Below are 26,529 nucleotides of genomic sequence, written 5' to 3'. Positions count from 1 at the left end.
GGCACGAAGGCGCTCGGCACGGCGCAAGCAGGACGAGCACGACCAACAGAAGCGGCCGACAGGGAGCTGGCCGCCGCACAAGACAAATCTGGAGGAGCAACATGAAGCGCAACCTCATTCTGGCGGCGGCCTTTGCCGCCCCCCTTCTTTCCGCCTGCGGCGGCAGCGGCAGCGGCGGTGACAACCCGCCCCCGCTCGTCGAAGACCGGCTCTGCCCCGCCACGCTCGACTACAACACCGTATTCACGGGCGGCGCGGGCAGCGGCGAACTCGCGAAAGTCCAGCTCGACACGACCAAGATGACCTGGCAGGTCACCTATGTCGAATCGGCGGTGCCGCAAAAGACCGGCACCGTCACGCCGACCCGCGCGGGCACCGTCGACAGCGGCACGCTCACGCAGGAAACGCTGCTGCCGACCAACAAGCTGAACCAGTGCGCGTTCCGGCTGAACGGCGCGAGCCTCGATGCGTCGCGTCCGGCACGCATCTTCGTCGGCTTCGGCGTCGCGGGCGGCACGATCCCCGGCAAGGAAATCCAGTTCGACGGCGTGCTCGGCCAGGCCGCGGTGCCCGATACGAAGTTCCCGTACTACCCGTTCATCGGCTTCTCGTCGATCGAAACCGACATCACGAAGGTCGCGGGCACGTACAGCCACGTCGGCTTCGGCGAAGTGCCGTCGCAGAAGTTCGCGCCGGCGTCGATCGACGCGAAGGTGACGATCAACGCGGACGGCACGTGGACCAAGTGCGACACGACCGGCCAGTTCGCCGGTGGCGCCTGCGCGCAGCAGGGCACGAACTTCGTGCAGTCGGCCGACGGCAGCGGCGCGTTCCAGTCGAACAACTACGCGAGCCAGCTGAAGCCGACGCTGTCGGCGACGCCGCAGGGCAAGGGCTTCATGATCGTCGGCAAGCTGCGCAACCAGCTCGTGCCGATCCTCGTGCGCACGGGCGTCGCGAACCCGAACCCGACGCCGGACGCCAACGGCGTGCCGGGCCTCACCGCCGACGACGAATCGAGCATCTCGATCCTCGCGCCGCAGACGGCCGTCGCGCTCGGCTCGCAGAACGGCGAGTACATCGGCGTCGACAGCCAGTTCGACTACCGGACCACCGCGCTGATCGACAAGCAGGCCACGCTGCTCGATCCGTTCAACGCGTCGCAGGCCTCGCTCGCGACCGCGCTCGATCTCGACTACACGCAGAAGGTGCCGGGCACGGTCACGACGATTCACACGGGCTCGGGCAGCACGTCGCCGACCGGCAAGTTCATCTTCACGGGTGGCGTGTTCGGTTTCCTCGACAACGCGGGATCGACGCCGTATTTCACGATCGGCGCATTCGTCCAGTAAGCGGAGGGAAGAGCCGTGATGAAGAAGACCCTTCTCTGCGCGGCGGCCGGCGCCGCCGCCGTGGCGCCGCTCGCGGCGCACGCGCAGAGCGCCGGTAGCAACGTCGTGACGCTGGGCTGGTTCCACATCATGCCGCAGCAGAGCAGCACGCCGATGACGACCAACGTCGCGCCGACGCCGATCAACACGCCGCTGCGGCTGCCGCCGTCGTTCACGTCGCCGGGCACCGGGCTGCACACGAGCGGCGCCGACACCGTCGGCCTGACGGTCAGCCACTTCCTGACCGACCATATCGCGGTGACATCGGTGGCCGGCGTGCCGCCGGTGTTCAAGGTCTCGGGCCAGGGCACGATCAAGCCGCCGGGCCCGGCCGGCGCGCTCGGCACGCAGAACATCGGGCTGGGCTCGGTCAACCCGATCGTGAAGAGCGTGCGGCAGTGGAGCCCGGCGGCGATCCTGCAGTACTACTTCGGGGCCGCGAACGCGAAGTTCCGGCCGTTCCTCGGCCTCGGCGTGTCGTACAACTGGTTCAGCGACCTGCAGCTCAACACGAACTTCATCAAGCAGACGCAGGACAACCTCGGCGCGGTTCTCGCGGCGGGCGCGGGCAAGCCGGGTACGACATCGGTGGAGGCGAAGGCGTCGTCGTCATGGCAGCCCGTGTTCAACGCGGGCCTGCAGTACAACATGACGGAGCATTTCGGGCTGATCGCGTCGGTCACGTACATCCCGCTGAAGACGACGTCGACGGTGACGATCAAGGCGGCCGACGGCACGGTGCTCTCGGAGTCGAAATCGGACCTGAAGGCCGACCCGATCATCAGCTACGTCGGGATGACGTACAAGTTCTGAGCGCAGCGACGGACGACGAATGGACGGCCGCGACAAAATCGCAGGCAAAAAAAAGCCCGCCTAAGAGGCGGGCTGAATCCATATCAGAGGAGACATGGAGGAGACAGGTGCAACTATAGCGAAACAGTTTCCGCAATGCAACATTTCCGTAGAGAAAATAAGGATTTTCCCTCGAATGTCGCCTCTAGACCGCCTTTACCGCATCTGACCCCGCCCTGTTTACCCGGTCGAGCACTTCGCCCAGCGCATCGCGCAGCAGCGCGACGGGCCGCACCAGCCGGCCCGGCAGCGCGCCGTGCACGATCCACACGTTGATCCGCGTCTCCAGCCCCACCGTTTCCACCACCCTCAGCGCATCGCGATGCGCGCTGCGCGCCAGCGCGTTCGGCGCCGCGATGCCGATGCCCGCGCCGCGCGCGACGAGCGACAACTGCAGCTCCGAGCCGAACGCCTCGACCGCGACGTCGAACGGCAGCCCGGCCGCGCCGAGCATGCGGCTCAGCGCCGAGCGCATCCCGCAGCCGTCCTGGCTCAGCACCCACGGAAAACCCGACAGCGTGTCGATCGACAGCGGACCGTCCGGCAGCGGGTAGTCGCGCGCGGCGACGAGCACCGTCGGCTGCGTGCCGATCAGCGTCGACGCGAACGTGTCGGGCAGCGTCGAACTGGCCGGCACCATGACGGCCGCGACATCGAGCGCGCCCCGCTCGACGCCTTGCATCAGCGCCGGCGACCAGCCGGCCGTCACCCGCAGCGTGAGGCGCGGAAACGCGTCACGCAGCCGGTCGATCGGCTGCTCGAGCGCCAGCTCGGACAGGAACGGCGGCACGCCGATGCGCAGCTCGCCCGACGGCTCGCTGTCCGGCGCGCCCGCCGCCATCAGCTCGTCGACCGCGCCCAGCACGTTGCGCGCGAGCGCGTAGACGTCGCGCCCGGCGGCGGTCGGCTTCAGCGGCTTGCTTTGCCGCTCCAGCAGCGGCATGCCCAGCAGCGTTTCGAGGTTCTGCACCCGCCGTGTCAGGCCCGGCTGCGTCAGGTGGAGCTTCGCGGCCGCGGCGACCATCGACCCGCTGTCGACCACCGCGACGAATGCCTGGAGATCACGCGTATTCAAAACAAACTCGCATAATCATGTTAGAGATATTTCAATTGTCGCATAAACATCGGGCACCTACGATGGGGACTTCTTCGACCCACTCGCCAGGCTTCCGATGAACTGCCCTGCCAACCCCTGCCCCGCCGCCGCGCGCCCACCCGTCAGCGCGCCGGCCGGCACGCCGCCCGCGCTGAGCGCCGGCATGACACTGTTCTTCGCCGCGACGGTCGGCGTGATCGTGATGGACCTGTTCGCCGCGCAGCCGCTGACGGGCCCGATCAGCGCCGACCTGCACCTGCCGCCCGGCTTGTCCGGCCTCGTCGCGATGCTGCCGCAGCTCGGCTACGCGGCCGGGCTCGTGCTGCTCGTCCCGCTCGTCGACCTGCTCGAGAACCGCCGCCTGATCGTCACGACGCTGGCCGCGTGCGCGGCCGCGCTCGCGCTGCCGGCGTTCACGCGGTCGGGCACCGTATTCCTGCTCGCGACGCTCGTGGCCGGCGCCGCGTCGAGCGTGATCCAGATGCTCGTGCCGATGGCCGCGTCGATGGCGCCCGAGGCGCAGCGCGGCCGCGCGGTCGGCAACGTGATGAGCGGGCTGATGCTCGGCATCCTGCTGTCGCGGCCGCTCGCGAGCCTGATCGCGGGCTCGGCCGGCTACCGCACGCTGCTTGCGTCGATGGGGCGCCTGCTCGCCGACGAGCCGGTGCTGCGCCGGCATGCACTGTCGGCCGCGCTCGCGATGGCCGCGTTCAGCGCATTCTGGACCGCGGTCGGGCTGCGGCTCGCGCAGCCGCCGTTCGGCCTCGACCTGCACGGCATTGCGCTGTTCGCGTTCGCCGGCGCCAGCGGTGCGATCGTCACGCCGCTCGCGGGCCGTGCCGGCGACCACGGCCATGGCCCGGCCGCGCAGCGGATCGCGCACGTCACGATGCTCGTGGCGCTCGTCTTGCTCGGCATCGCGGGCGCCGGCTGGTTCGGCTTCGACGCACACCTGCATCGCGGCCTCGCGCTCGCGCTGCTGGCCGGCGGCGCCGCGCTGCTCGACGCGGGCGTCATCGTCGACCAGACGATCGGCCGCCGCGCGATCAACCTGCTGAACCCGGCCGCGCGCGGCCGCCTGAACGGACTGTTCGTCGGACTGTTCTTCATCGGCGGCGCGCTCGGCGCGGCGCTCGCAGGCAGCGCGTGGGCCTCGGGCGGATGGAGCGCGGTGTGCGGCGTGGGGTTTGCGTTCGCCGGCGCGGCCGCCGTCTTCGGGCTCACGGCCGGACGCGGAGCCGGCACGGCGGCATTGACGCGCCCGCGTGCTTAAGCAAGCGCGTGACGCAGGCCCGAAAAGCAGAACGCCCCGCCCTCTTGAGAGGAACGGGGCGTTCGGTACGCCGGTGTCAGTGCGAAATCAGTGACGGACCAGCGCCATCATCGCGCCGAAGCCGACGAACAACCCGCCCGTCAGCCGGTTGAAGATCTTCGCCACGCTCTGGCTCTTCAGCGTCGCGCCGATGCGCGTGCCGAACGACGCGTAGACGAGATACCAGCTCACCTCGATCACCGCGAACGTGACGACGAGAATGCCGAACTGCGGCAGCGTCGGCTCGGCCGCGTTGATGAACTGCGGCAGCAGCGCGGCCGCGAACAGGATCGCCTTCGGGTTGCTGCCCGCGACCAGAAAGCCGTTGCGGAACAGCGTCCCGCGCGATGCCGGCGCGGCCTGGCGCGGCACGGTGTCGACGTCGGCGGCAGGTTGCTCGTCATCGACGCGTGCGCGCCATGCCTTCACGCCGAGGTAGATCAGGTAGGCCGCGCCCGCGAAGCGCAACGTGTTGAACATCGCCGGCCAGGCTTCGAGCACCGCACCGAGGCCCGCCGCCGACACCGACAGCATCAGCACCAGCGCGGTGAGGCAGCCGGCCATCGTCCACGTCGAACGCCGCAGCCCGTGCCGCGCGCCGTGCGTCATCACCAGCAGCATGTTCGGGCCCGGAATCGCCGACACGACGAACACCGTCGCCACGAAAAGCCACCACGTATGCAAGTTCATGCCCGCCTCTGCGTCGATGCAAGGAAAAAGGAAACGTCGATTATGCCGGTGCGCCGGACTTCTGTCGCGCGACGGCTCAGCGGCCCGCGCGGCGTAGCGCGACTTCGCCGAGCACCGCGAAATCCTGCTCGCCGCCGCCGTGCGCCAGCGCGTCGAGCAGGTTGTCGCGCACGACGCTCGCCACCGGCAGCGGCACCGACACGGCGTCGCCGGCTTCCAGCGCGAGGCGAACGTCCTTCAGCCCGAGGCGCGCCTTGAAGCGCGCGGGCTCGTAGCGCCGCTCGGCAATCATCGAGCCGTAGCCTTCGTAGACGGGGCCCGGAAACACGCTGCCGGTGATCACGTCGAGGAAGTCGCGCATCGCGACGCCGTGCGCACCGAGCAATGCAGAGGCTTCGCCGAGCGTCTCGATCGCCGACGCGAGCGTGAAGTTCGCGGCGATCTTCGCGACGTTCGCGTGCTGCGGCAACGACCCGAACCGCCAGGTCTTCTGGCCGATCGCGTCGAACAGCGGCTGCACGCGGTCGATCGCCTCGGCCGGGCCGCCCGCCATGATCGTCAGGCGCGCGGCGGCCGCGACGTCCGGCCGGCCCATCACCGGCGCGGCGACATAATGGATGCCGCGCGATGCATGCGCGTGCGCGAGCGATTCGGCCAGCGCGACCGACACCGTCGCCATGTTCACGTGGATCAGGCCGCGCGGCGCCTGGGCGAGCAGTGCGTCGTCGAAGATCGCGCGCGCCGCGGCGTCGTCGGCCAGCATCGAGAACACCGCGTCGCCGCGAAACGCGTCGGCCGGCGTGTCGACGATCTGCGCGCCGACGGCCGCGAGCGGCTCGGCGCGCTCGCGCGACCGGTTCCAGACGCGCACCGTGTGCCCGGCCTTCAGCAGGTTCGTCGCGATTGCCTGCCCCATTTCACCCAGCCCGATAAATCCGAGATCCATTTCCCGCTCCTTCGCTCCGTGAAGCGGGGAGTTAAACACAGATGCGTGGCGCCTGCAGGGCACGCGGCCGGCCAGGCGCGGTGCCATACTGCCCGCATGGCGACCGCGACCTTCCGCTTCCACGACGAACTGAACGCCTTTCTCCCGCGCGCCCAGCGCGACCGCGCGTTCGGGCACGCATGTGCGCGCGACGCGACGGTGAAGCACGCGATCGAGGCGCTCGGCGTCCCGCATACCGAAATCGGCCGGCTGTGCGTGAACGATGCGCCGGCCGCGCTCGACCGGCCGCTCGACGACGGCGACCGGGTCGAGGCTTTTCCGGAACGCGCACGGCCGGCTGCCGTGAACGGGGCCACCGCGCCGCCAGCGCAATGGCGCTTCGTCGCCGATGCGCATCTCGGCGACCTCGCGCAACTGCTGCGCCTCGCGGGCTTCGACACCTGCTATGACAACCACTACCGCGACGACGAGCTCGCGGCGCTCGCCGCGCGGGAGGGCCGGATCGTGCTGACCCGCGACCGCGAGCTGCTCAAGCGGCGCGCGGTCGCGCGCGGCTGCTACCTGCACGCGCTGCAGCCGGCCGACCAGCTGCGCGAACTGTTCGAACGGCTCGATCTCGCGCCGCACATGCGGCCATTCCGGCTGTGCCTGCGCTGCAATGCGCCGCTGCATCCGCTCGACGCGGCCGCTGCCGCGCCACGCGTGCCGGCCGGCGTCCGGCTGCGGCACCGGCGCTTCGCCGCGTGCGACGTGTGCCGGCGCGTGTTCTGGGAAGGCTCGCACTGGCGGCGCATGCGCACGGTGGTCGACGCGATGCGCGCGCCGCCGTCGCCGGCCGATGAACACGAGGCCTGAAAAAACAAAACCCCGCATGCGTGAACATGCGGGGTCTCGCGACTGGCGGCCGGCGGTGCCGGCCGCAGCGCAACGCGCTTCTTAGTTCTGCGCGCCTGCGTCGTTCGTGCCGGCTGCCGATGCGGCTTCGGCCTTCGCCTTGCCCTTGGCCGAGCCGTGGCGCTTCAGCTGGTGCTTCGGCTTGCTGTGATCCTTCTTGGCCGGTGCCGGAGCGGCTGCCGACGTGTCGGCTGCCGGCGCGGACGCCTGTGCGAATGCCGAAACCGATGCGAGTGCGAATGCTGCGGCGATGATCGAAGCGAGCGTCTTCTTCATTGTTCTTCCTTTAGCGGAGAAAAAATCAAACGTACCGGTCAGTAAAGATGCGAGGCATTCGCATCGGAGCCCCAGGCCGCAAGGCCGGCTTTCGCCGTGCCGTCGCGACAAAACCTGACGCACTGGTTCCATAACGCACCGTGTTCGCGGCAAGTTGACACGTTGCTTGCGCCCCTCGGGTTTCCCCGGGGGAGCACGCGTATCCCCGGGGCGGTGCCCCGTCCGGCGGCCGCCGCGGCGGCGCTGCAAACCGGCTCGCGCACCGTCGGGGCGACGCTTATACTGGCGTCCATCCGTCCCTTTCCCCGGAAACCGGATCGCGGCCGGTCGCCAGACCGCCGCCGTCTCGAGGCGCTCAAATTGCCCGATCACAATCTGGACAAACTGAAAATCGACCGGCGTCCGCTCGCCCCGGCGCCCCGTCGTCGCCGGTGGCTCCGCTATGCGGTGGCCGCCGCGCTCGTCATCGGCGCGATCGGCGCCGGCCTCGCACTCACCGGCCGGCCGGCCGTCGAAACTACCGCCGTCACGTCCGCCTACCCGTACCAGAACGACACGCAGCTCAATGCGACCGGCTACGTCGTGCCGCAGCGCAAGGCCGCGGTCGCGTCGAAGGGCCAGGGGCGCGTCGAATGGCTCGGCGTGCTCGAAGGCACGCGCGTGAAGCAGGACGAGATCATCGCGCGGCTCGAAAGCAACGACGTGCGAGCATCGCTCGCGCAGGCGCGCGCGCAGGTGCAGGTGTCCCGCGCGAACCTCGGCGTCGCGCAGGCGGAACTGAAGGATGCAGAGATCGCGTTGCGCCGCACGTCCGCGCTCGCGCCCAAGGGCGCCGTGCCGGCCGCGCAGCTCGACACCGACACGGCCCGCGTGAACAAGGCGCGCGCGACGCTCGACAGCGACCAGGCCGCGATCGCATCGGCCGAGGCCAACGCACAGGCCGCGCAGGTGGCAGTCGACCAGACAGTGATCCGCGCGCCGTTCGACGGCATCGTGCTCGCGAAGCACGCGAACGTCGGCGACAACATCACGCCGTTCTCGTCCGCGTCGGACAGCAAGGGCGCGGTCGTGACGATCGCCGACATGGACACGCTCGAGGTCGAGGCCGACGTCGCCGAATCGAACATCGCGAAGATCCGCGCCGAGCAGCCGTGCGAGATCCAGCTCGACGCGCTGCCCGACATGCGCTTCGCGGGCCGCGTGTCGCGCATCGTGCCGACCGTCGACCGTTCGAAGGCCACCGTGCTCGTGAAGGTGCGCTTCGTCGACCGCGACGACCGCGTGCTGCCCGACATGAGCGCGAAGATCGCGTTCCTGTCGAAGCCCGTGTCGGCACAGGACCGGCAGCCCGTGACGGCCGTGCAGGCAAGCGCGGTCGTGGAGCGCGACGGGCGGCCGGTCGTGTTCGTCGTGAAGGACGACGCCGTGCACGCCGTGCCCGTGACGCGCGGCATGCGGATTGGTGAGCTCGTCGCGCTCGCCGGCGTGAAGCCCGGCGACACCGTCGTGCTCGCGCCGGGTGCGAAGCTGAAGGACGGCGCGAAAGTGACCGTCGCGAAGAAGTAGCGCACGCGTGAACGACGCCCCACCGCCCCTCGTCGAGATCAGCCACGTCGCGAAGTCGTACCGGCGCGGCAACCAGATCGTGCCCGTGCTGACCGACATCACGCTCGATATCCGCGAAGGCGACTTCGTCGCGCTGATGGGGCCGTCCGGCTCCGGCAAGAGCACGCTGCTGAACCTGGTGGCCGGCATCGACCGGCCCGACAGCGGCGAGCTGCGCGTGGGCGGGCTCGACATCTCGCTGCTCGCGGAGGCGCAACTGGCCGAATGGCGCGCGGCGAACGTCGGCTTCATCTTCCAGTTCTACAACCTGATGCCGGTGCTCACCGCGTTCGAGAACGTCGAGCTGCCGCTGATGCTCACGCACCTGTCGCGCCGCGAGCGGCGCGAGCGCGTCGAGCTCGTGCTCGACATGGTGAACCTCGGCGACCGGACGAGCCATTACCCGTCCGAGCTGTCGGGCGGCCAGCAGCAGCGTGTCGCGATCGCGCGCGCGCTGATCACCGATCCGGTGCTGATCGTCGCCGACGAGCCGACCGGCGACCTCGACCGCACGTCGGCCACCGACGTGCTCGCGATGCTGCAGCGGATGAACGCCGAGCTCGGCAAGACGATCATCATGGTGACCCACGACGCGCATGCGGCCGGCGCCGCGCGCTCGCTCGTGCATCTGGAAAAAGGGGAGCTGATCGATGGGCACGCCGGCTGACCGGCTGCGGGAGCGCGCGCAATGTACGTGCTGAAGCTGATCGCGCGCAATGCGATGCGGCACCGGCTGCGCACGCTGCTGACCGTGCTCGGGCTTACCATCGCCGTGCTCGCGTTCGGGCTGCTGCATACCGTGGTCGACGCGTGGTACGCGGGCGCGGCCGCCGCGTCCAGCGGGCGGCTCGTCACGCGCAACGCGATCTCGCTCGTGTTTCCGCTGCCTGTCAGCTACGAGAACCGGATCCGCGGCGTCGAAGGCGTGACGGCCGTGGTCCGCTCGAACTGGTTCGGCGGCATCTACCGCGACCCTAAGAACTTCTTCGCGAGCTTCGCGGTATCGGACAACTATCTCGACCTGTACCCGGAATTCATCATCCCGGCGCAGCAGCGCGCCGACTACGATCGCGACCGCCGCGGCTGCCTCGTCGGTCGCCAGCTCGCGACGCAGTTCGGCTTCAAGATCGGCGACGTGATCCCGCTGAAGGGCACGATCTACCCGGGCACGTGGGATTTCGTCGTGCGCGGCATCCTGGACGGCCGTGACGACTCGACGATCACGCGGCAGTTGGTGTTCCACTGGGAATACCTGAACGAGACGGTGCGCCAGCGCACGCCGAAGCAGGCCGACCAGGTCGGCGTATTCGTGCTCGGCGTCGCGAACCCCGACGACGGCGCGTCGATCGCGCGCCACGTCGACGCGGTGTTCAAGAACTCGCTCGCCGAGACGCTGACCGAAACCGAGCAGGCGTTCCAGCTCGGCTTCGTCGCGATGTCGAACCAGATCATCGCGGCGATCCGCCTCGTGTCGTACGTGGTGATCCTGATCATCATGGCCGTGATGGCCAACGCAATGGCGATGAGCGCGCGCGAGCGCACGGCCGAATACGCGACGCTGAAGGCGCTCGGCTTCGGCCCCGGCTTCCTCGCGCTGATCGTGTTCGGCGAATCGGTCGTGATCGCGGTGGCCGGCGGCGGGCTCGGGATCCTCGCGACGCCGCCCGCCGCGAGTCTCTTCAAGCAGGCGGCCGGCGGCATCTTCCCGGTGTTCAAGGTGTCGACCGAGACGGTCGTGCTGCAGGCCGCATGCTCGGTCGCGGTCGGCTTCGCGGCGGCGATCGTGCCGGCGTGGCAGGCGGCGCGCGTGCGCGTCGTCGAAGGCCTCCGGGCAATCGGTTAGGTTGGCACATGGCGATCCCGCTCAACTACATCGCGCGCAACCTGTGGACCCGACGGCTCACCACCGCGCTGACCGCCGGCGGGATGGCGCTCGTGATCTTCGTGTTCGCGACCGTGCAGATGCTCGACGCGGGGCTCACGCAGACGCTCGTGTCGACCGGCGAACCCGACAACGCGGTGGTGATCCGCAAGGGCGCCGAAACCGAGATCCAGAGCTCGATCGACCACCAGCAGGCCAATGCGCTCGAGATGCATCCGGCCGTCGCGCTCGGCCCCGACGGCCGGCCGCTCGTGTCGAAGGAAGCGGTCGTGCTGATCTCGCTGGTGAAGACCTCGACCGGCAAGCCGTCGAACGTCGTGATCCGCGGCGTGTCGCCGACGGGCCTCGCGCTGCGCCCGCACGTGAAGCTCGTCGCCGGCCGCATGTTCGCGCCCGGCTCGTCGGAAATCATCGTCGGCAGCGCGATCGCGAAAGGCTTCAGCGGCACGCAGCTCGGCGACAGCCTGCATTTCGCGCAGCGCGACTGGACCATCGTCGGCATCTTCGACGCGGGCGGCAGCGGCTTCGATTCGGAGATCTGGGGCGACGTCGACCAGCTGATGCAGTCGTTCCGCCGCACCAGCTATTCGTCGATGGTGCTGCGCATCCCGAGCGCCGACGGCTTCGCGCGCTTCAAGGCCGACATCGACGTCGACCCGCGCCTCACCGACGAGGCGAAACGCGAACAGACTTTCTACGGCGACCAGTCGAAGGCGCTGTCGACGTTCATCAACATCCTCGGCATCACGCTGTCGACGATCTTCTCGATCGCCGCGATGATCGGCGCGATGATCACGATGTATGCGTCGGTCGCGAACCGCGTCGCCGAGATCGGCACGCTGCGCGCGCTCGGCTTCAAGCGCACGAACGTGCTCGCCGCGTTCCTGCTGGAAGCGCTGCTGCTCGGCTTCGTCGGCGGCGTGGCGGGGCTCGCGTGCGCGTCGCTGATGCAGTTCGCGTCGTTCTCGACGACCAACTTTCAAACCTTCGCCGACCTGTCGTTTCGCTTCGTGCTGACGCCCGCGATCGTCGTGAAGACGCTGCTGTTCTCGCTGGTGATGGGGCTCGTCGGCGGGTTCCTGCCGGCGATGCGGGCCGCGCGGCTGAAGATCGTCGACGCGCTGCGCGCGCAGTGACGCGCGCCGCCGCTCACGTTCAACGTTCGCACGGCACCCACGCGCCGTGGAACCCGGCCGGTACGCGGCGCGGCAGGTGCACGGTGGCAACCGGCCCCGCATCGATCGCGCGCGCATCGAGGATCACGACGTCGCTCGTATCAGTCGCCGCGCGGTAGACCATCACCAGCAGCCAGCCGTCGTCCTCGTTCGCGCCGCCCGGGCGCGGCACGAACACCGGCTCGCTGTTCTGGTCGCCGGGCGGCACCGCGTAGTGCGTCGTCGTGCCGCTCGCGTGGTCGAAGCGCATCACGCCGCGCATTTCCACAGGGTTCGGCTGCTCGACCGCATACAGGTAGCGGTAGCGGCGCCCCGTCCGGCTTTCGTTGATGCGCGGCATCTCGATGCCGCCGTCGGCGAGCGGCCCTTCGTCGATCAGCCCGTTCGCCGTATCGATCACGTAGCGCCACAGCTCGCCGACCGGGTTGTCGGCGAAGCGGCCCGTGCCCGCGTCGAGCCGCAGGAACGACGGATAGCGCACCGCATCGAGCACGATGCACGACGCGTCGCAGTCGTACGCGTTCACGACGTGCAAGATGAAGCACGGCTCGACGTCGAACCAGCGCACCGCGCCGCCGTGGCGCGGGAGCACGCCGATGCGCGCGGGCCGGTCGTCGTGCCAGCGCAGCGGCATCCGGTGGCCGTGCTTCAGCAGCGAGAAGTCGTAGCCGACGTTCAGGTCGAGCAGCAGGCTGCGGGTTTCGGTGATCGCGAGGTCGTGCATCATCGACGGCGCGTTCAGCGCGATCTCGAGATCGACGCGCTGCACGCCCTGCGCATCGGCGACACCGTAGCGCAGCCACGGTGCGCGCCAGTCCGCGCGGAACGCAATCAGCTCGCCGGTCACCGGATCGACCTTCGGATGCGCGGTCATCCCGCCGCCGAGGCCCGCGTGCCGCGCCGGCACACCGAGCGAATCGAGCGCGGCCGTGATCGCGAACGGCGCGCCGCCCTCCGCCAGCGCGAGCAACTCGCCGGCATGCTGCAGCACGTTCACGTTCGGGTTGGTGTCGGGCAGCTGCGATGCCGCTTCAGGCGCATGCACGGCTGCCCAGCGCTGCGTGCGCGCCCAGCGGTTCCGGTAGCCGGTCGCGCGGCCGCCTTCGAACGCGATCGCGTGCAGCATCGCGGCTTCCGGCCACCACGACAGCATGTCGTTTCCGTCGAAACGGCCGCCCGGCGGATTCGGGCCGTTGCGCAGCAACGTGCCGGCGAGCTCGTGCGGGATCGTGCCGGTCACGCGCAGATCGACGAGATCGGCCTCGTCGGCAACCGGCGCGATCGCGCCGCGATTCAGATCGAATGCGGTCATGGCGTCCGATGCTCCTGTCAGCAGTCTTCGGTGGACGGCGGCAGTTCGCCGCGTGCCAGCGCGAGCGCATGGTCGCGCACGTCGTCCGGCCAGCCGGCGATCAGCTCGGTGAGCCGTGCCAGGTCGTTCGCATACAGCGCGCGCGCGGCCTCCTCGAAACCGGGCAGGTCGCCCGCCATCGCCGACATGAAGTGGTACGCGCGCGCCTGCGCATCGCGTCGCCGGTCGGCTTCCGCGTGCGTGCGCCGTGCGTCCTCGACAAGCTTGCGCAACGCGACCGACGCGCCGCCGGGCTGCGTGGCCAGCCATTCCCAGTGACGCGGCAGCAGCGTGACCTCGCGCGACACGACGCCGAGCTTCGGCCGGCCGCGGCTGCGCTGTTCGCCCGCGCCGGCCGGCTCGCCTGAGCCGGCCGATGCATCGCCCCGCGGCGGCGCATAGCGCGCGCGGATTTCGTCCGCCGTGCCGCGCAGGTCGAGGTCGATCGAACGGCCGGTCGCGTCGTCGAAGATCAGGATCGTGGTGGACATCGCATCGCCGGCAGCCTGGCGAACCGCGAGCGCGACGGTCGCGAGCGGGCCTGACGCAAGGCGTCGGTGGCCGTCGAACGCCGTGTAGGAAGGAAGCAGTGTGGTGATAGTCATCGTGGTCGCCCGGAGGCTGGAATCGGAATGACGCTATTTTTATCCGGGTATAAATTGGATGTCAATATTATCCGGGTAAAAAATAGCATCCACGCGTTCCATCCCTTCGGGCGATCACGACGCCGGTCAGATCGTGCGGGCTGGAATCGCGATGTCGCGTGCGCTTGCCAGTGCATCGTCGACCGATACATGCCCTTCGAACGCCGACGATGCCGGCAGCGGCAGGTTTTCCTCGATCGCATGCGCGAACTGCACGCCTGCATCGTCGGCGAGCCGCGCACGCAGTGCGGCGACGCGCGGGAATGCTTCAGGCTCGAACACCGCGTGATAGTCGGCCCAGCGCGCGATCCCGGCGAAGTACGCGTCGGCCAGCGTGCGCCGTGCGCCCAGCAGCCACGGGCCTTCACCACGTTCGAGCATCGCCTCGAGCTGCCGGTGCGCCTTCAGCACCTTGCCGCGGCCGTACGCCTGCAACGCCGCTTTCTCGGCACCTTCGGTGTCGTGTTCGTACACGTACCAGAGCGCACCGAACGCGTTGAAGAACGTCGTGTTCAACCATGCCAGCATCCGGTTCAGCCGGTCGAAATCGGCGCTGCCCTGGCGGAACGCAAGGCCGCTGTCGAGCGCCTGCGCGCCGATATGGCCGAGGATCGCGAGGCTTTCGGTCAGCACGTCGCCGTTCGCGGTCACGAACGCCGGCGTCTCCGCGACGGGGTTCAGCGCGAGGAACGCGTCGCTCGTCACGAGGCCCGGCATCGTGATGCGCGACAGCCGGTACGGGCGGCCGATCCATTCGAGCGCAACGATCGAGCCGAACGAGCAGCCGGCGGGAATGCCGTAGAGAAGGATGGGAGACATCGGGAGAATCCGCAGAAGTTGAACGAGCAGTCATGCTCCCATGACGAACGATGACGCAGTAGCCGCTAAAATTGAAACCCGTCGTTTCTCCATGTGGACGCTCGAAGTGAACCTGAACGATCTCTACCTGTTCGTGCAGGCGGTCGACGCCGGCAGCATGTCGGCCGCCGCGCGCCGGCTCGACCTGCCGAAATCGACGGTCAGCAAACGCGTGGCCGAGCTCGAGCGCACGCTTGGCGCGCGGCTCGTGCATCGCACGTCGCGCAGCTTCCGGCTCACGCCGGTCGGCGCCGAATTCTTCGAACATGCCCGCGCGGCCGTGATCGAGGCCGAAAGCGCGCGCGACGCGGTGCTGCGGCAAGCCGCCGAGCCGGCCGGCGTCGTGCGGATCACGAGCTCGGTGCCGGTCGCGCAGCACATCCTCGCGCCGTGCCTGCCCGCGCTGGCGGTCGCGCACCCGAAGCTGCTGCTGCAGATTCACGCGAGCGACCGCCTCGTCGACATCGCGCAGGAAGGCTTCGACATCGCCGTGCGCAGCCATTTCGCGCCGCTGCCCGATTCCGCGCTCGTGCAACGGCCGCTCGCGGCATCGCCGATCGTCGCCGTGGCGTCACCGGCCTATCTCGCGCGTGCCGGCACACCGGACGCGCCCGCCGATCTCGCGCAGCATGACGGGCTGCAACCGGCCCAGCAGCCGTGGCGGCTGCAACGCGGCGGAGACACCGTCGACGTGACGCCGCGCCTGCGCCTGCAGGCCGACGAATCGACGCTGCTGCTGCAGGCGGCGACCGCCGGCCTCGGCATCGCATGCCTGCCCGACTGGATCGCCGGCGCGGCGCTCGCGTCCGGTGCCCTCGTGCGCGTGTTGCCCGGCTGGCGCGCCGGCACCGTCACGACGACGCTGCTGATGCCGCACCGGCGCGGCCAGTTGCCCGGCGTGCGCGCCGCCGTCGAATTTCTCGCGCAGCACGTGGCGCGCCATCACGGCGCCGCCGCGGAAGACGCATGTGTCTGAGCGATCGATTCAAATCGTGAATCGATCAAGTCAGCAATTGGCATGAAGGCGCAAATTTCGACATGACAGAATGGCCCGGACGCCCTGCCCACCGGCAGCGGCGTCCGGCCTCCGGCCGGCAGCACCCACACGAATGGCGCGCATCGACGCGCCCGCCGCCCGACGGCACCTTCCGCCCTTCGGAGGAGACAGTCATGAATCCGCTTCAAGCGCTGCCGGCGTCCGCGTCGGCAACGGCCCGGCGCACGCGCGTGCGCTGGCTGGTGCTGGCCGTCCTGTTCGCGGTCACGACGATCAACTACGCGGATCGCGCGGCGATCGCGATCGCGGGCCCGAGCCTCGCCCGCGCGCTGCACCTGAGCCACGTGCAGATGGGCTTCATCTTTTCCGCGTTCGGCTGGTCGTACGTGATCGCACAATTGCCGGGCGGCTGGCTGCTCGACCGCTACGGGTCGCGCATCGTCTATGCGTTCAGCATCTTCTTCTGGTCGCTGTTCACGCTGCTGCAGGGCGGAATCGGCTTCTTCGGCGGCGCGGCCGCGTTCGCGCTGCTGTTCGGGCTGCGCTTCCTGGTCGGCGCGGCCGAGGCGCCGTCGTTCCCGGCCAACAGCCGGATCGTGTCCGCATGGTTCCCGGCCGCCGAACGCGGCACCGCGTCGGCGATCTTCAACGCCGCGCAGTACGCGGCGACCGTCGTGTTCGCGCCGCTGATGGGCTGGCTCGTACACGCGTTCGGCTGGCAGTCGGTGTTCGCGGTGATGGGCGTACTCGGCTTCGCGTTCGTCCTGGTGTGGAACCGCACGATGTACGACCCGAAGGACCACCCGAACGTCAACCGCGCGGAGCTCGACTACCTCGCCGCAGGCGGCGCGCTCGTCAACATCGACCAGGCGACCGGCGGACGCGACGGCGGCCCGTCGATGCGCCACGTGAAGGCGCTGCTGAAGAACCGGATGCTGATCGGCGTGTACGTCGCGCAGTACTGCATCAACGCGCTCACGTATTTCTTCATCACGTGGTTTCCCGTCTACCTCGTGCAGGCGCGCGGGATGTCGATCCTCAACGCGGGGCTCGTCGCGTCGATCCCGGCCGTGTGCGGGTTCCTCGGCGGGATTCTCGGCGGCGTCGTGTCCGACGGGCTGCTCAAGCAGGGTCGCTCGCTGTCGGTCGCGCGCAAGGTGCCGATCGTGGTCGGCATGCTGCTGTCGATGTCGATGATCGTCTGCAACTACACCGATTCGCACGTGCTCGTCGTGCTGTTCATGGCGCTGTCGTTCTTCGGCAAGGGGCTCGGCGCGCTCGGCTGGGCCGTCAACGCCGACACCGCGCCGCGCCAGATCGCGGGCTTGAGCGGCGCGCTGCTCAACACGTGCGGCAACCTCTCCAGCATCACGACGCCGATCGCGATCGGCTACATCGTCGACCGCAGCGGCTCGTTCAACGGCGCGCTCGTCTACGTGGTCGCGCACGCGCTCGTCGCCGTGATCTGCTACCTGTTCGTCGTCGGCGAGATCCGCCGCGTCGAGCTTCAATGAACGGCGCGGGCCGCGCCGGCGCAGCCGGCGGCCCGTGCCCCACCGGAACCAGGAGCGAGCCGATGTCCGATTCCCGCCGTGCCGGCACCCCGCACGTCACGCGCATGCAGGTGATTCCCGTCGCCGGCCGCGACAGCATGCTGCTCAACCTGTGCGGCGCGCACGCACCGTACTTCACGCGCAACCTCGTGATCCTCGACGACAGCAGCGGACACAGTGGCGTCGGCGAAGTGCCGGGCGGCGAAGGCATCCGTCATGCGCTCGAGCGCATGACGGATCTCGTGGTCGGCCAGTCGATCGGACGCTACCAGGCGACACTCAATGCAGTGCGCGCGGCACTGTCCGGCGCGGGCGCGGGTGCGGGCCGCACGATCCGGCACGAGGTGACGTCGGCCGGCGAAGCCGCGGTGCTGCGCCAGCCGCACGAGATCAACCTGCGGCTCGACAACGTGATCACCGCGATCGAGGCCGCGCTGCTCGACCTGCTCGGCCAGCATCTCGACGTGCCGGTCGCGGCGCTGCTCGGTGAAGGGCAGCAGCGCGATGCGGTGCCGATGCTCGCGTACCTGTTCTATCTCGGTGATCGCGGCCGCACCGACCTGCCGTATCGCGACGAGGCGCAGGCGTCGGATGCATGGTTCCGGCTGCGCAACGAGGAAGCGCTCACGCCGGCCGCGATCGCGCTGCAGGCCGAGGCCGCGGTCGATCGCTACGGCTTCGCCGATTTCAAGCTGAAGGGCGGCGTGATGGCCGGCGCCGACGAGATGGAAGCGATCGCCGCGATCAAGGCGCGCTTCCCCGACGCCCGCGCGACGCTCGACCCGAACGGCGCGTGGTCGCTCGACGAGGCCGTCGCGCTGTGCCGCGGACAAGGCCACCTGCTCGCGTACGCGGAGGATCCGTGCGGGCCGGAAGGCGGCTATTCGGGCCGCGAGGTGATGGCCGAATTCCGCCGCGCGACGGGAATCCCGACCGCGACCAACATGATCGCGACCGACTGGCGGCAGATGGATCATGCGGTGCGGCTGCAGGCGGTCGACATCCCGCTCGCCGACCCGCATTTCTGGACGATGCAGGGCTCGGTGCGGCTCGCGCAGCTGTGCCGCGACTGGGGGCTCACGTGGGGCTCGCATTCGAACAACCACTTCGACGTGTCGCTCGCGATGTTCACGCATGCGGCGGCGGCCGCGCCCGGCACGATCACCGCGATCGACACGCACTGGATCTGGCAGGAAGGCGATGCGCGGCTTACATGCGAGCCGCTGAAGATCGTCGGCGGCCAGGTGGCCGTGCCGGAGCGGCCGGGGCTCGGGATCGAACTCGACATGGCGCAGGTCGAGGCCGCGCATGCGCTTTATCGGCAAGTCGGCGGCACGGCGCGCGACGACGCGGTCGCGATGCGCTATCTCGTGCCGGGGTGGACGTACGATCCGAAGCGGCCGAGTGTCGGGCGGGGGTGAGGGTGGTGGTGGGCGGCGGCGGGTAGTTGCCAAACACGGCAAACGCCCGCATCCTGCCGGCTGCCTGAATCGGCCTGCACGGCGAACGGTTCGGCTGCCCGTCCACCCGAATAAGAACCGCCCGTCATGACGTCTTCCAATCCGACACCGCGACAGCTCATCGTCTACATCCTGTATTCGGTGCTGGGCCTGCCCGCGAGCATGACCGCCGCTGGCTATGTCGCGCCGCTGATCACGCGGAACGTGTCGAACTTCGAAGGCGGCGCCGGCTACGCAACGTTGTGGTGGCTCATCCTGCTGATCTGCGCGTTCTACGCGCTGTCGTTCGTCATTTTCGCGCTGCTGCGGAAGAGAACGGTGATTCTCGCAGTCGTCACGATGGCGCTCGCCGCGTTGGCGGTGCCGACGTTCAGGCTCGCGCACGAACTGCTGACCTGACTGACCGGCCACCGGTCGACCCACCCCGCCACGTCGAGTGCGGCCCCTGGGTCCGGCCCGCCATCGCGGACCCGCAAAAAGAAAAAGGCCCGATCTTGCAAGACTGGGAGCAAATTCTTGCGAGCAGTAGGACTCACCTCTTTGCACTCCAACCGCTGAAATCAAAAGCATCTGAAAAGCGGACACCGAACAGACGGAAGCTATTCTCTGCACTTTGTCCTAGCTGCTCTGATTTCGCTGCACTTTGTGCACGTGGCACGGCGGCTACCACGGGCGGCATGTCAGAACCACTGCATACGAACTCACCTCCGTTCCATTGCCGCAACGCCCTCATGCCGACTCGCGCCCCTCCCGGAACGCAAGCGCGTCGACGAGCGCTTGCGTCGAGATCGGGGAGGTAGTCTGGGACAGGAGCCTCTCGAGGCAGTGGTTCGGATCAGCGAAATAATCCATGCAACAAGGACACCGCACACTCAGGCACGCCACACACTGGATATTGTGCGAGATCCGTCACACAAACAGGGCTGGTTTGCGCGGGCGTTTATGCCCCGGTCTGCCCCCAAATATCTGTTTCGCGCTTAACTACGCCGAATCCTTTCAATTTCTAATAATCGTCTGGAGTTTTCACCGTAAAATCGCGTGGGAAGTAAAAAACAAACCACTGAGAGGCGGTATGGGCACGCGTGACATAATCGGGGCAATAACCGGCGGATTATCGCAACAGGACCGTCTTCTAAAACTGGACACGCCGGCAGGTCAGAATGTCCTGCTGCCCCACCGCGTGACCGGACGTTCACGGATCGGCCGCGATTATCTCTTCCTGCTCGACTGCGTCTCCACGTCCAGCGATGTTCAGCTCAAAACGCTGATTTCCCAGGCCGTGACCCTCTGGATTCAGCAGGTCGATGGTTCCTATCACCCGTATCATGGCTATGTGCATACGGCCCGTCGGCTTGGAGCGGACGGTGGCCTTACAAGCTATCAGCTCGGTTTTTCCTCGTGGATGCACTTCCTGAGGTTCCGTCGCGACCAGCGGCACTGGCAGGACAAGACCGCGGACGAAATCATTGCAGACGTATTCAATGAACATCCGCAGGCGAAGGGCATGTACCGCTTTGCGCTCTCGAAGCCGTTGCCGGCACGTTCCTATTGCCGGCAGGAGGAGGCCGACTGGAACTTCGTGCACCGGCTCCTGGAGTCGGAAGGTCTATACGGTGTCTGGCAACAAGCCACCGATGGTAAATCGCATACGCTGGTGATCACCGATCGCCTCGACACGATCGAACCGTTGTCACCGGCCACAGTTGAGTTCTATCGTGCGGGCATACACAGCGAGGCCGATGCACTAACTCAATGGGCAGGGACCCGGACGCTGCAATCCGTGTTGTTGTCGACGCGCACCTTCGACTACAAAAATCCTTCGACGCCCTTCAATCCGAAAGCGACGTCGGTGCCGACGATGGCCAACCAGGGCGCGTTACCCGCGCAAGCGGAAGTCTATGAATACACCGGAGGCTACACGTATCCGGAACAGGATCGGGGCGACCATCTGTCGAAGATCCGCATGGAGGAGTGGGAGTCGCAGGCCAAACGCTTTCATGGCATCGGCGGTCTACGTGCCATCGATGCGGGTCGGCGCTTCACGCTGACCGGACATCCGGAGCACGATCATGACGCCGCGGGCCAGAACGAATTCGCGAGCATCGAGGTGGAGTGGACCATCGAGAACAACCTACCGCTCTCCGGACATGAAACGAATTTTCCCCACAGCCTGAGTCATGCGCTGACGCAGGCTCGTGCCGACGACCCCGGCCAGACGTTCGGCGTGAGCCACGCCGACGGATCGACGGGGTTTTACCGGATCGCCATCGAGGCGCAGCGCACGACAGTGCCCTACCGCAGCCCGTTCGAACATCGCAAGCCCGAAGCGAAGCTGGAATCGGCGATCGTGGCAGGCCCCAAAGGCCAGGAATGCTATACCGATGAACTGAACCGTGTGAAGGTGCTGTTCATCTGGGATCGTCTCAACGAAGGTGACGAGCGCGCCTCGTGCTGGGTGCGCATCGCGCAGTCCGACACCGGCGAGGGCTATGGCGGCGTCCACATGCCGCGCGCGGGTGAGGAACTGCTGATCGGGCATATCGGCAACGACATCGACCGCCCGATTGCGCTTCACCGCGTGTACAACGGCAAGGCAAAGCCGCAGTGGCATTCGAACGGCCTGATGTCCGGCTATCAGTCACGGGAGTATGGCGGCGGCGGTGGCTACAACCAACAGGTCATGGACGACTCGACCGGCCAGCCGCGGATGCGCGTGATGAGCAGCCACGGCATGAGCGGCCTGCATCTCGGTTACCAGATCGTCCAGAATGGCAATACCCGGGGCGCCTATGTGGGTAGTGGTTTTACGCTGCGTACCGATAACGCCGGCGCGATTCACGCGGGCGAGGGACTGTACTTCAGTACCCACTCCACCAGCGTCGATGGCCAGCCACTTGATACCAGCCAGCCACGAGAGATCCTGGCACGCGCCGATCTGCTGGTCGAGTCGCTGTCCTCTGCCAGCGCGACGGCCAGGGGCGAGGATCTGAAGCCGGGACGTGAAGCCCTCTCCGCGTTTGCGAAGGCAACCCAGCACAGCAAGGCGGGCGTGTCCAATGGCGGCAGCACGGCCGGCGGCGGGACCGGTAACGCGAACGCCTTTACCAAGCCCATCATGCTCGGATCGAGTCAGGAAAGCATGGGCTTGACCACACGCGCGTCGGCGCAGCTGGTGGCCGACGAACACCTGAATTTGGTGAGCGGCAAGGACACCTACTGGGCGGTCGGCAAATCGCTGGTGGCGGGCGTTGCGGAAAAAATCAGCATCTTCGTCCAGCGCGCCGGCATGAAGCTGATCGCCGGAAAAGGCGCGGTCGATATCCAGGCACTCAGCGATCAGCTACGCCTGCTTTCCGAACTCGGCCTCACGCTCAAGAGCAACAACGGCAGCATCGTGATCGACGCCAAGACCGAGCTGATGCTCAAGTGCGGGGGGTCGTACATCCGGATTACCGCCGAAGGCATCGAAGACGGCACCCGCGGTGCGCGTACCGTCAAGTCGGCGTCGTTCAGCCGGCAGGGGCCCAGTTCGGTGGCCGAGCACATGAACAGCCTTCCGAAGCCGGCGTTCAACGACAAATACATCTTGCGCGACCGCATCACCGGCGATCCGCTCAAGAACCATCCGTACGAGATCGTTCGTGGCGATGGCACACGCCTGAGCGGCGTCACCGACGAACTGGGCCATACGACCGAGCAGAAGAACAACGATATCGAAACCGTGATGATCCGTGCGCTGCGACCGGGCGCCAGCAAAGCCTAGGCGGCACACACAACCTCTATCAGCGAGCATCCATGAGCGAAAATCAGCCTGAGAGTCCCGGCACCCCGGGCCAGGGTTCCGGCGACGACGAGGCCGAACACGAAGTCGTCCGTCTTTCATCGCATACCGATGAAGGGGGCGACTCATATGCCCATGCCACCCTGACGCCGGCCGACGATACGCGCGCCAAGGAGACGTTGCATGACCTACGCCCCATCATCCCGGTGATCTTCATCCCCGGCGTCATGGGCTCCCCCATCGTCACCAAGGATACCGGCGACGAGGCCTTCTTTGCGCCGAACATGGACACGGTCGGTTCGATGCTCGGCGGATTTTTGTCGGTCCTCTTCGGGTGGTTTCAAAGCGCATCGTCGCGAGAGATCCGTTTCGATCCTCTCAAGGTGTCGGTGACGCCGCTCGGACCGATCAACGTGGGCGATGGCAAGACGATCACCGAAAAGGAGGCGCGGCGGCGCGGCTGGGGTTCGGTCTACCGAACCAGTTACCAGCCCGTGCTGCTGTGGCTCGAGCAACAATTGAACAACCCCATGCTGTGCGGCGAGTTGAAAGGTGCCTGGTGCGAGCCCGATCCGAAGGGCGAGACGTGGGCGCTGCATCCGGTGCTGGACACCGCGCCGACGCAATACGGTGCGTACGGAAAAGGCGAGGCGATCGCCGCGGAGTCGCCGGAGTTCAGGCGGTTCGTCAAGTTCCGCTACCGTGTCTACGCAATCGGCTACAACTGGCTGCAGTCGAACGACGATTCGGGGCGCGATGTGGTCAATGGTGTCGATTGTCCCGATCCGCAGACCAAGGGGAAGACACGACTCATGGGCATTACCGAGATCTGCAAGGAGAACGACACGGGCAAGGCCATCATCGTGACGCATTCGATGGGTGGTCTGGTGGCTCGCTTTGCCGTGTTGAACCATGGCGCGGAAGACTCGATCCACGGGGTATTTCACGGCGCACAGCCTGCCACCGGGGCGCCGCTGGCAGCTAAGCGTTACAAGACAGGTGGCGGCCCCGAAGGCGGATTGAACGGATTTATCAACGGCAGCCTGCTCGGACGCGATGCGGACGAATTCATTGCGGTGATGGCGAACGCACCCGGGCCGATGGAGCTGACACCGATGCCGGACTATAACAACGGCACGGCATGGTGGATTTTCGCTCGACCTGACGGAACGGTGCTCATGCAGTTTCCGAAGCATGGCGACGCGCTCCGCGAACTGTATCTCAATGCCGATTGGTACGGATTGCTGCCGAAGGCAGCTCAGCTCGATCCGGGCAAAGTGGTAAGGAAGCGACTCGGCAGGGACGACACCGGCGACAGTGCGCTGGTCGACAATTACGTCTCCACGATGACGCTAGTGGTCGCACGGCAAAGCCAGTTGAAGAATAAGTACCATGGCAACACGTATGTGGCATATTGCAACGGCGGGTTGGATACGCGATCTCCCGCGTCGGGCACGACGACCGAGGCTACCGACAAGGACAAGCCCACTGTCGAGCAAGGAGAGCTGACGAAGAACTTGCTGGCTTGGGGCAACGCCATCTGGACCGGCGACGTTCCGGCCGATGTGCAGGAATCCGAGCTCCGCGCCGCCGAGCTGCTGGACGATTCGGGCAAGGGCCAACTCCGCGTGCGGCTGAAAGAGCGCAACCTGAGCGTCACGTTTACGATGCAGAAGACCAACAAGATCCCCGACGTGAGCGCTACGACCGACTGGAATCGCGTGGCGAGCAAGACCGGCATCATTCGCGGTGACGGCACCGTGCCGGCATGGTCGGCTGACGCGCAGGCGCGTGGCCTGAAGCCCGATGTGCCGGGTGATCCGGCGAACGGCGTGCAGATGGCGTTCGTGCAGGCCGGATATGAGCACATGAAGAGTTACGCGCATCCCTGGACACGCTGGGCGCTCCTCTACAGTATGGTGCAGATCGTGAAGGACATCGACGTGCCGGGAGAGGCATGATGACGCGCTTCGTTCGCATACTTTTTTTGCTTGCGGGTCTGTGTGCCTGCTCCCTTGCGTTTTCCGTGGAACCAACGATGAACAATCCTCTGCTGTCCAAAGTACGTCCGTGGTGCGTCGGTCGCCTCGTGTTCGATCGCCCCGTTTCGAGCGAGATCTCGAACGAAAGCTACTTGTACCGCGGACAAAAACTCGTCACAACGCACGACGTGTCGGTGGAGACCTACGATGCCAAAGTCGCGGCGCGCGAGAAGGAACTGCGCACCAAACAGCGGGTGAATCCCGTCAATCTGGATGAGAAAACGGGGCGCGCATGGCTGGAAATGGCGTTTTCTCCGGTGCAGCACTCGCGGGTTTTCCTCTTCAACGGTGCAGTGGTGAAAGGAGTAGCTCTACCGTTCGATTCGGAAGGTTATCTGTTCGCGAACCGTACGCTCGTCCAAACAACCGGCAGGATCGGGGCGGATGCGATGAACCGAGCCGAAAGCATCTATAACGACACCTACCGCCGCATCAAGGTACGCGACAACTGGGCCGTGCCGACGGAATCGGGTTTCTGCTTCGACGGCGGGATTGTCACCGGACCGTCGACCTACACGGAAGAAGTAAGCCAGTCGTTCGCGCTCATGCCGGGCCGGCCGGCACTGCTAGTGATCAAGTTGCGCGACGCGGTGGAAGAAGATCAAGCCCAGCCGCTCACCAGTAGCCTGCCCGAGTTGCGTGCGAAACTCGATCGCATGCCCGGAAGCTATCGTATCCTGCGACAGGGCAAGCGAACGGTGGCCGGCATGGACGCCGAGGAAGTGCTGTTCGCGCTGAAGGACGGCGACGTCACGGTGTATCGCTTCTACCTGCTCGCGCCGGGGAATCCAGCCACGGTGGCGCAGCCGCACACATCGGTCGAACTGCTGCTGGGCGCGCCCGCGCGTAGCGATCTGCCGCCGGACCGATCCACCTCGCCGGTCGACGAGGCGGGGGCGCTGCAGACGTGGGACACACTGGTGAACAGCCTGCGCGCGCGACCAGGCGCGGTCTGACCGGAGCCCAACGATGCGCCGTTACGATATTGTGAAGGGTGACCTGACGACGGTCGGCGGGATCGTGCAGGGCGGCGACGCGCACGATCTGCTCGGTGGCCGCGAGCAGGCGTACGAGACCGATCCGGTCTGGTGTCCGGTCTGCAAGACCATGGGACATATCCAGTGCGAAGGTCCGCGCGTCTCCACGACCGGACCCGACGGACGGCAGGCGGCACTGAGCGATGATCTGTGTGTCTGCTTGTGTACGCCGCCGCCACGCTTGGTGCCGTCCCAGCAGACGTCGTATGTGGATGCGTAGCGTCGGCGGCGAGTTGCCGATGTCGACAGCGAATGTCGTTGTTTTTCAGCTAGGGAGTCGTGTGATGGTCAGAAAATGGACGGGAATGGTGCTGCTGCTGGCGTGGACGTTGGCTCTCTCGGGTTGCCAGTCGTTCCGGGACTGCGTGCAGGCACTGGGCGGCGGTTGCCACTAATGGAGGTCGGCTCCAGCGTAGCCACGGCGGCTGACGTGACTCCACATCAGATCCAGCAAATACTTGGCCCGAGTGGGTCATTGCAAGTCGCTCACAAACAACAAAGCCGGCTCGAGGCCGGCTTTGTACGCGAAGCATAAGGCTGCACCTTGTAAACAGAAGCATATCTTTGCAACCAGCGCAAAATCATCCTTCCTGTCTCAAGACGATCGAGCCCTTCGAATTCCGTTGGTGGAGCGGAGGAGGATCGAACATCTGGCTAGATGCCCCGAGAATGCTTGATCCATATTTT

Annotated in this window: 23 protein-coding genes and 1 pseudogene; 17 read left to right on the top strand and 7 right to left on the bottom strand. The window is 67.1% G+C overall.

Features of this window, described 5'->3' with window-relative positions:
* Positions 1–101 precede the first annotated feature (101 nt).
* Both CFB39_RS01375 and CFB39_RS01370 read left to right on the top strand, forming a co-directional pair.
* Positions 102–1,352, top strand: a complete 1,251-nt coding sequence (locus CFB39_RS01375; protein ID WP_089424273.1) for a DUF2957 domain-containing protein — start codon at positions 102–104, stop codon at positions 1,350–1,352.
* A gap of 18 nt (positions 1,353–1,370) precedes the next feature.
* Positions 1,371–2,204 carry an OmpW family protein gene (locus CFB39_RS01370; RefSeq protein WP_089424272.1) on the top strand — a complete coding sequence of 278 codons (834 nt, stop codon included), beginning with the start codon at positions 1,371–1,373 and terminating at the stop codon, positions 2,202–2,204.
* A 184-nt stretch (positions 2,205–2,388) separates the two neighbouring features.
* Here the strand turns inward: CFB39_RS01370 and CFB39_RS01365 are convergent, their stop codons facing one another.
* Positions 2,389–3,318 (bottom strand): LysR family transcriptional regulator, encoded by a 930-nt coding sequence (locus CFB39_RS01365; RefSeq protein WP_089471983.1) that lies wholly within the window; start codon positions 3,316–3,318, stop codon positions 2,389–2,391.
* A gap of 97 nt (positions 3,319–3,415) precedes the next feature.
* On the opposite strand from CFB39_RS01365, the pseudogene CFB39_RS41230 reads away from it, so the two are divergent.
* A pseudogene (locus tag CFB39_RS41230) lies at positions 3,416–3,970 on the top strand (MFS transporter); the annotation flags it as partial.
* Positions 3,969–4,397: a hypothetical protein gene (locus CFB39_RS41225; protein WP_373452715.1), complete on the top strand. Its 429-nt coding sequence runs from the start codon at positions 3,969–3,971 to the stop codon at positions 4,395–4,397. The pseudogene CFB39_RS41230 and the gene CFB39_RS41225, both read left to right, overlap by 2 nt.
* Before the next feature lie 302 nt (positions 4,398–4,699).
* Here the strand turns inward: CFB39_RS41225 and CFB39_RS01355 are convergent, their stop codons facing one another.
* Both CFB39_RS01355 and CFB39_RS01350 read right to left on the bottom strand, forming a co-directional pair.
* The gene (locus CFB39_RS01355; RefSeq protein WP_089471981.1) at positions 4,700–5,341 is read right to left on the bottom strand and encodes a LysE family translocator; all 642 of its coding nucleotides are present in this window, start codon (positions 5,339–5,341) and stop codon (positions 4,700–4,702) included.
* Positions 5,342–5,417: 76 nt separating this feature from the next.
* Positions 5,418–6,374, bottom strand: a complete 957-nt coding sequence (locus CFB39_RS01350; protein WP_226124041.1) for an NAD(P)-dependent oxidoreductase — start codon at positions 6,372–6,374, stop codon at positions 5,418–5,420.
* A 9-nt stretch (positions 6,375–6,383) separates the two neighbouring features.
* Here CFB39_RS01350 and CFB39_RS01345 point away from each other — a divergent pair, with 9 nt between their 5' ends.
* A complete protein-coding gene (locus CFB39_RS01345) occupies positions 6,384–7,142 on the top strand; it encodes a Mut7-C RNAse domain-containing protein (protein WP_089471980.1) in 759 nt (252 codons plus the stop codon).
* An 81-nt stretch (positions 7,143–7,223) separates the two neighbouring features.
* Here CFB39_RS01345 and CFB39_RS01340 read toward each other — a convergent pair whose 3' ends face one another.
* The gene (locus CFB39_RS01340; RefSeq protein WP_089424267.1) at positions 7,224–7,457 is read right to left on the bottom strand and encodes a hypothetical protein; all 234 of its coding nucleotides are present in this window, start codon (positions 7,455–7,457) and stop codon (positions 7,224–7,226) included.
* Positions 7,458–7,817: 360 nt separating this feature from the next.
* Between CFB39_RS01340 and CFB39_RS01335 the strand changes: the two genes are divergently transcribed.
* Genes CFB39_RS01335 through CFB39_RS01320 form a run of 4 tightly spaced genes read left to right on the top strand, consistent with a single transcriptional unit; the run spans position 7,818 to position 12,080 of the window.
* Positions 7,818–9,023: an efflux RND transporter periplasmic adaptor subunit gene (locus CFB39_RS01335; RefSeq protein ID WP_089471979.1), complete on the top strand. Its 1,206-nt coding sequence runs from the start codon at positions 7,818–7,820 to the stop codon at positions 9,021–9,023.
* Positions 9,024–9,030: 7 nt separating this feature from the next.
* Positions 9,031–9,729 (top strand): ABC transporter ATP-binding protein, encoded by a 699-nt coding sequence (locus tag CFB39_RS01330; RefSeq protein ID WP_089471978.1) that lies wholly within the window; start codon positions 9,031–9,033, stop codon positions 9,727–9,729.
* Between the two features lie 21 nt (positions 9,730–9,750).
* Positions 9,751–10,905, top strand: coding sequence for an ABC transporter permease (locus CFB39_RS01325; protein ID WP_089424264.1), 1,155 nt, complete (start codon positions 9,751–9,753; stop codon positions 10,903–10,905).
* Between the two features lie 8 nt (positions 10,906–10,913).
* Positions 10,914–12,080 (top strand): ABC transporter permease, encoded by a 1,167-nt coding sequence (locus CFB39_RS01320; protein WP_089471977.1) that lies wholly within the window; start codon positions 10,914–10,916, stop codon positions 12,078–12,080.
* Positions 12,081–12,099: 19 nt separating this feature from the next.
* Here CFB39_RS01320 and CFB39_RS01315 read toward each other — a convergent pair whose 3' ends face one another.
* From CFB39_RS01315 to CFB39_RS01305, 3 genes are all read right to left on the bottom strand, one after another.
* A complete protein-coding gene (locus CFB39_RS01315) occupies positions 12,100–13,431 on the bottom strand; it encodes a carotenoid oxygenase family protein (RefSeq protein WP_089471976.1) in 1,332 nt (443 codons plus the stop codon).
* Between the two features lie 17 nt (positions 13,432–13,448).
* Entirely contained in the window at positions 13,449–14,075 is a 627-nt protein-coding gene (locus CFB39_RS01310) for a DUF2239 family protein (protein WP_089471975.1), read from the bottom strand.
* Between the two features lie 126 nt (positions 14,076–14,201).
* A complete protein-coding gene (locus tag CFB39_RS01305) occupies positions 14,202–14,933 on the bottom strand; it encodes a glutathione S-transferase family protein (RefSeq protein WP_089471974.1) in 732 nt (243 codons plus the stop codon).
* Positions 14,934–14,973: 40 nt separating this feature from the next.
* On the opposite strand from CFB39_RS01305, the gene CFB39_RS01300 reads away from it, so the two are divergent.
* From CFB39_RS01300 to CFB39_RS01265, 8 genes are all read left to right on the top strand, one after another.
* A complete protein-coding gene (locus tag CFB39_RS01300) occupies positions 14,974–15,948 on the top strand; it encodes a LysR substrate-binding domain-containing protein (RefSeq protein ID WP_089471973.1) in 975 nt (324 codons plus the stop codon).
* Between the two features lie 194 nt (positions 15,949–16,142).
* Complete coding sequence (locus CFB39_RS01295; protein ID WP_089471972.1) at positions 16,143–17,483, top strand: MFS transporter; 1,341 nt, start codon at positions 16,143–16,145, stop codon at positions 17,481–17,483.
* 62 nt (positions 17,484–17,545) lie between these two features.
* A complete protein-coding gene (locus tag CFB39_RS01290) occupies positions 17,546–18,943 on the top strand; it encodes an enolase C-terminal domain-like protein (RefSeq protein WP_089471971.1) in 1,398 nt (465 codons plus the stop codon).
* A gap of 126 nt (positions 18,944–19,069) precedes the next feature.
* Positions 19,070–19,381: a hypothetical protein gene (locus CFB39_RS01285; protein ID WP_089455411.1), complete on the top strand. Its 312-nt coding sequence runs from the start codon at positions 19,070–19,072 to the stop codon at positions 19,379–19,381.
* A gap of 673 nt (positions 19,382–20,054) precedes the next feature.
* Positions 20,055–22,745 carry a type VI secretion system Vgr family protein gene (locus CFB39_RS01280; protein ID WP_089471970.1) on the top strand — a complete coding sequence of 897 codons (2,691 nt, stop codon included), beginning with the start codon at positions 20,055–20,057 and terminating at the stop codon, positions 22,743–22,745.
* Positions 22,746–22,777: 32 nt separating this feature from the next.
* Positions 22,778–24,724: a triacylglycerol lipase gene (locus CFB39_RS01275; RefSeq protein ID WP_089471969.1), complete on the top strand. Its 1,947-nt coding sequence runs from the start codon at positions 22,778–22,780 to the stop codon at positions 24,722–24,724.
* Between the two features lie 77 nt (positions 24,725–24,801).
* Complete coding sequence (locus CFB39_RS01270; protein WP_179257633.1) at positions 24,802–25,761, top strand: T6SS immunity protein Tli4 family protein; 960 nt, start codon at positions 24,802–24,804, stop codon at positions 25,759–25,761.
* A gap of 13 nt (positions 25,762–25,774) precedes the next feature.
* Positions 25,775–26,062 (top strand): PAAR domain-containing protein, encoded by a 288-nt coding sequence (locus tag CFB39_RS01265; RefSeq protein WP_089471967.1) that lies wholly within the window; start codon positions 25,775–25,777, stop codon positions 26,060–26,062.
* Positions 26,063–26,529 lie beyond the last annotated feature (467 nt).

Origin of the sequence: Burkholderia sp. AU6039 (assembly GCF_002223365.1) — a bacterium.
In the GTDB taxonomy this organism is placed as follows: Bacteria; Pseudomonadota; Gammaproteobacteria; order Burkholderiales; family Burkholderiaceae; genus Burkholderia.
Note: the sequence above shows the minus strand (reverse complement) of the source record. Positions and strands in the feature narration are given on the sequence as shown.

What these genes read in the sequence shown, in the direction of transcription:
- CFB39_RS01375 (WP_089424273.1), top strand. Translation starts at nt 102, where the DNA reads ATGAAGCGCAACCTCATTCTGGCGGCGGCCTTTGCCGCCCCCCTTCTT.
- CFB39_RS01370 (WP_089424272.1), top strand. Translation starts at nt 1,371, where the DNA reads ATGAAGAAGACCCTTCTCTGCGCGGCGGCCGGCGCCGCCGCCGTGGCG.
- CFB39_RS01355 (WP_089471981.1), bottom strand. Translation starts at nt 5,341, where the DNA reads ATGAACTTGCATACGTGGTGGCTTTTCGTGGCGACGGTGTTCGTCGTG.
- CFB39_RS01350 (WP_226124041.1), bottom strand. Translation starts at nt 6,374, where the DNA reads ATGGCACCGCGCCTGGCCGGCCGCGTGCCCTGCAGGCGCCACGCATCT.
- CFB39_RS01345 (WP_089471980.1), top strand. Translation starts at nt 6,384, where the DNA reads ATGGCGACCGCGACCTTCCGCTTCCACGACGAACTGAACGCCTTTCTC.
- CFB39_RS01340 (WP_089424267.1), bottom strand. Translation starts at nt 7,457, where the DNA reads ATGAAGAAGACGCTCGCTTCGATCATCGCCGCAGCATTCGCACTCGCA.
- CFB39_RS01325 (WP_089424264.1), top strand. Translation starts at nt 9,751, where the DNA reads ATGTACGTGCTGAAGCTGATCGCGCGCAATGCGATGCGGCACCGGCTG.
- CFB39_RS01320 (WP_089471977.1), top strand. Translation starts at nt 10,914, where the DNA reads ATGGCGATCCCGCTCAACTACATCGCGCGCAACCTGTGGACCCGACGG.
- CFB39_RS01315 (WP_089471976.1), bottom strand. Translation starts at nt 13,431, where the DNA reads ATGACCGCATTCGATCTGAATCGCGGCGCGATCGCGCCGGTTGCCGAC.
- CFB39_RS01310 (WP_089471975.1), bottom strand. Translation starts at nt 14,075, where the DNA reads ATGACTATCACCACACTGCTTCCTTCCTACACGGCGTTCGACGGCCAC.
- CFB39_RS01305 (WP_089471974.1), bottom strand. Translation starts at nt 14,933, where the DNA reads ATGTCTCCCATCCTTCTCTACGGCATTCCCGCCGGCTGCTCGTTCGGC.
- CFB39_RS01300 (WP_089471973.1), top strand. Translation starts at nt 14,974, where the DNA reads ATGACGAACGATGACGCAGTAGCCGCTAAAATTGAAACCCGTCGTTTC.
- CFB39_RS01295 (WP_089471972.1), top strand. Translation starts at nt 16,143, where the DNA reads ATGAATCCGCTTCAAGCGCTGCCGGCGTCCGCGTCGGCAACGGCCCGG.
- CFB39_RS01290 (WP_089471971.1), top strand. Translation starts at nt 17,546, where the DNA reads ATGTCCGATTCCCGCCGTGCCGGCACCCCGCACGTCACGCGCATGCAG.
- CFB39_RS01285 (WP_089455411.1), top strand. Translation starts at nt 19,070, where the DNA reads ATGACGTCTTCCAATCCGACACCGCGACAGCTCATCGTCTACATCCTG.
- CFB39_RS01280 (WP_089471970.1), top strand. Translation starts at nt 20,055, where the DNA reads ATGGGCACGCGTGACATAATCGGGGCAATAACCGGCGGATTATCGCAA.
- CFB39_RS01275 (WP_089471969.1), top strand. Translation starts at nt 22,778, where the DNA reads ATGAGCGAAAATCAGCCTGAGAGTCCCGGCACCCCGGGCCAGGGTTCC.
- CFB39_RS01270 (WP_179257633.1), top strand. Translation starts at nt 24,802, where the DNA reads ATGAACAATCCTCTGCTGTCCAAAGTACGTCCGTGGTGCGTCGGTCGC.
- CFB39_RS01265 (WP_089471967.1), top strand. Translation starts at nt 25,775, where the DNA reads ATGCGCCGTTACGATATTGTGAAGGGTGACCTGACGACGGTCGGCGGG.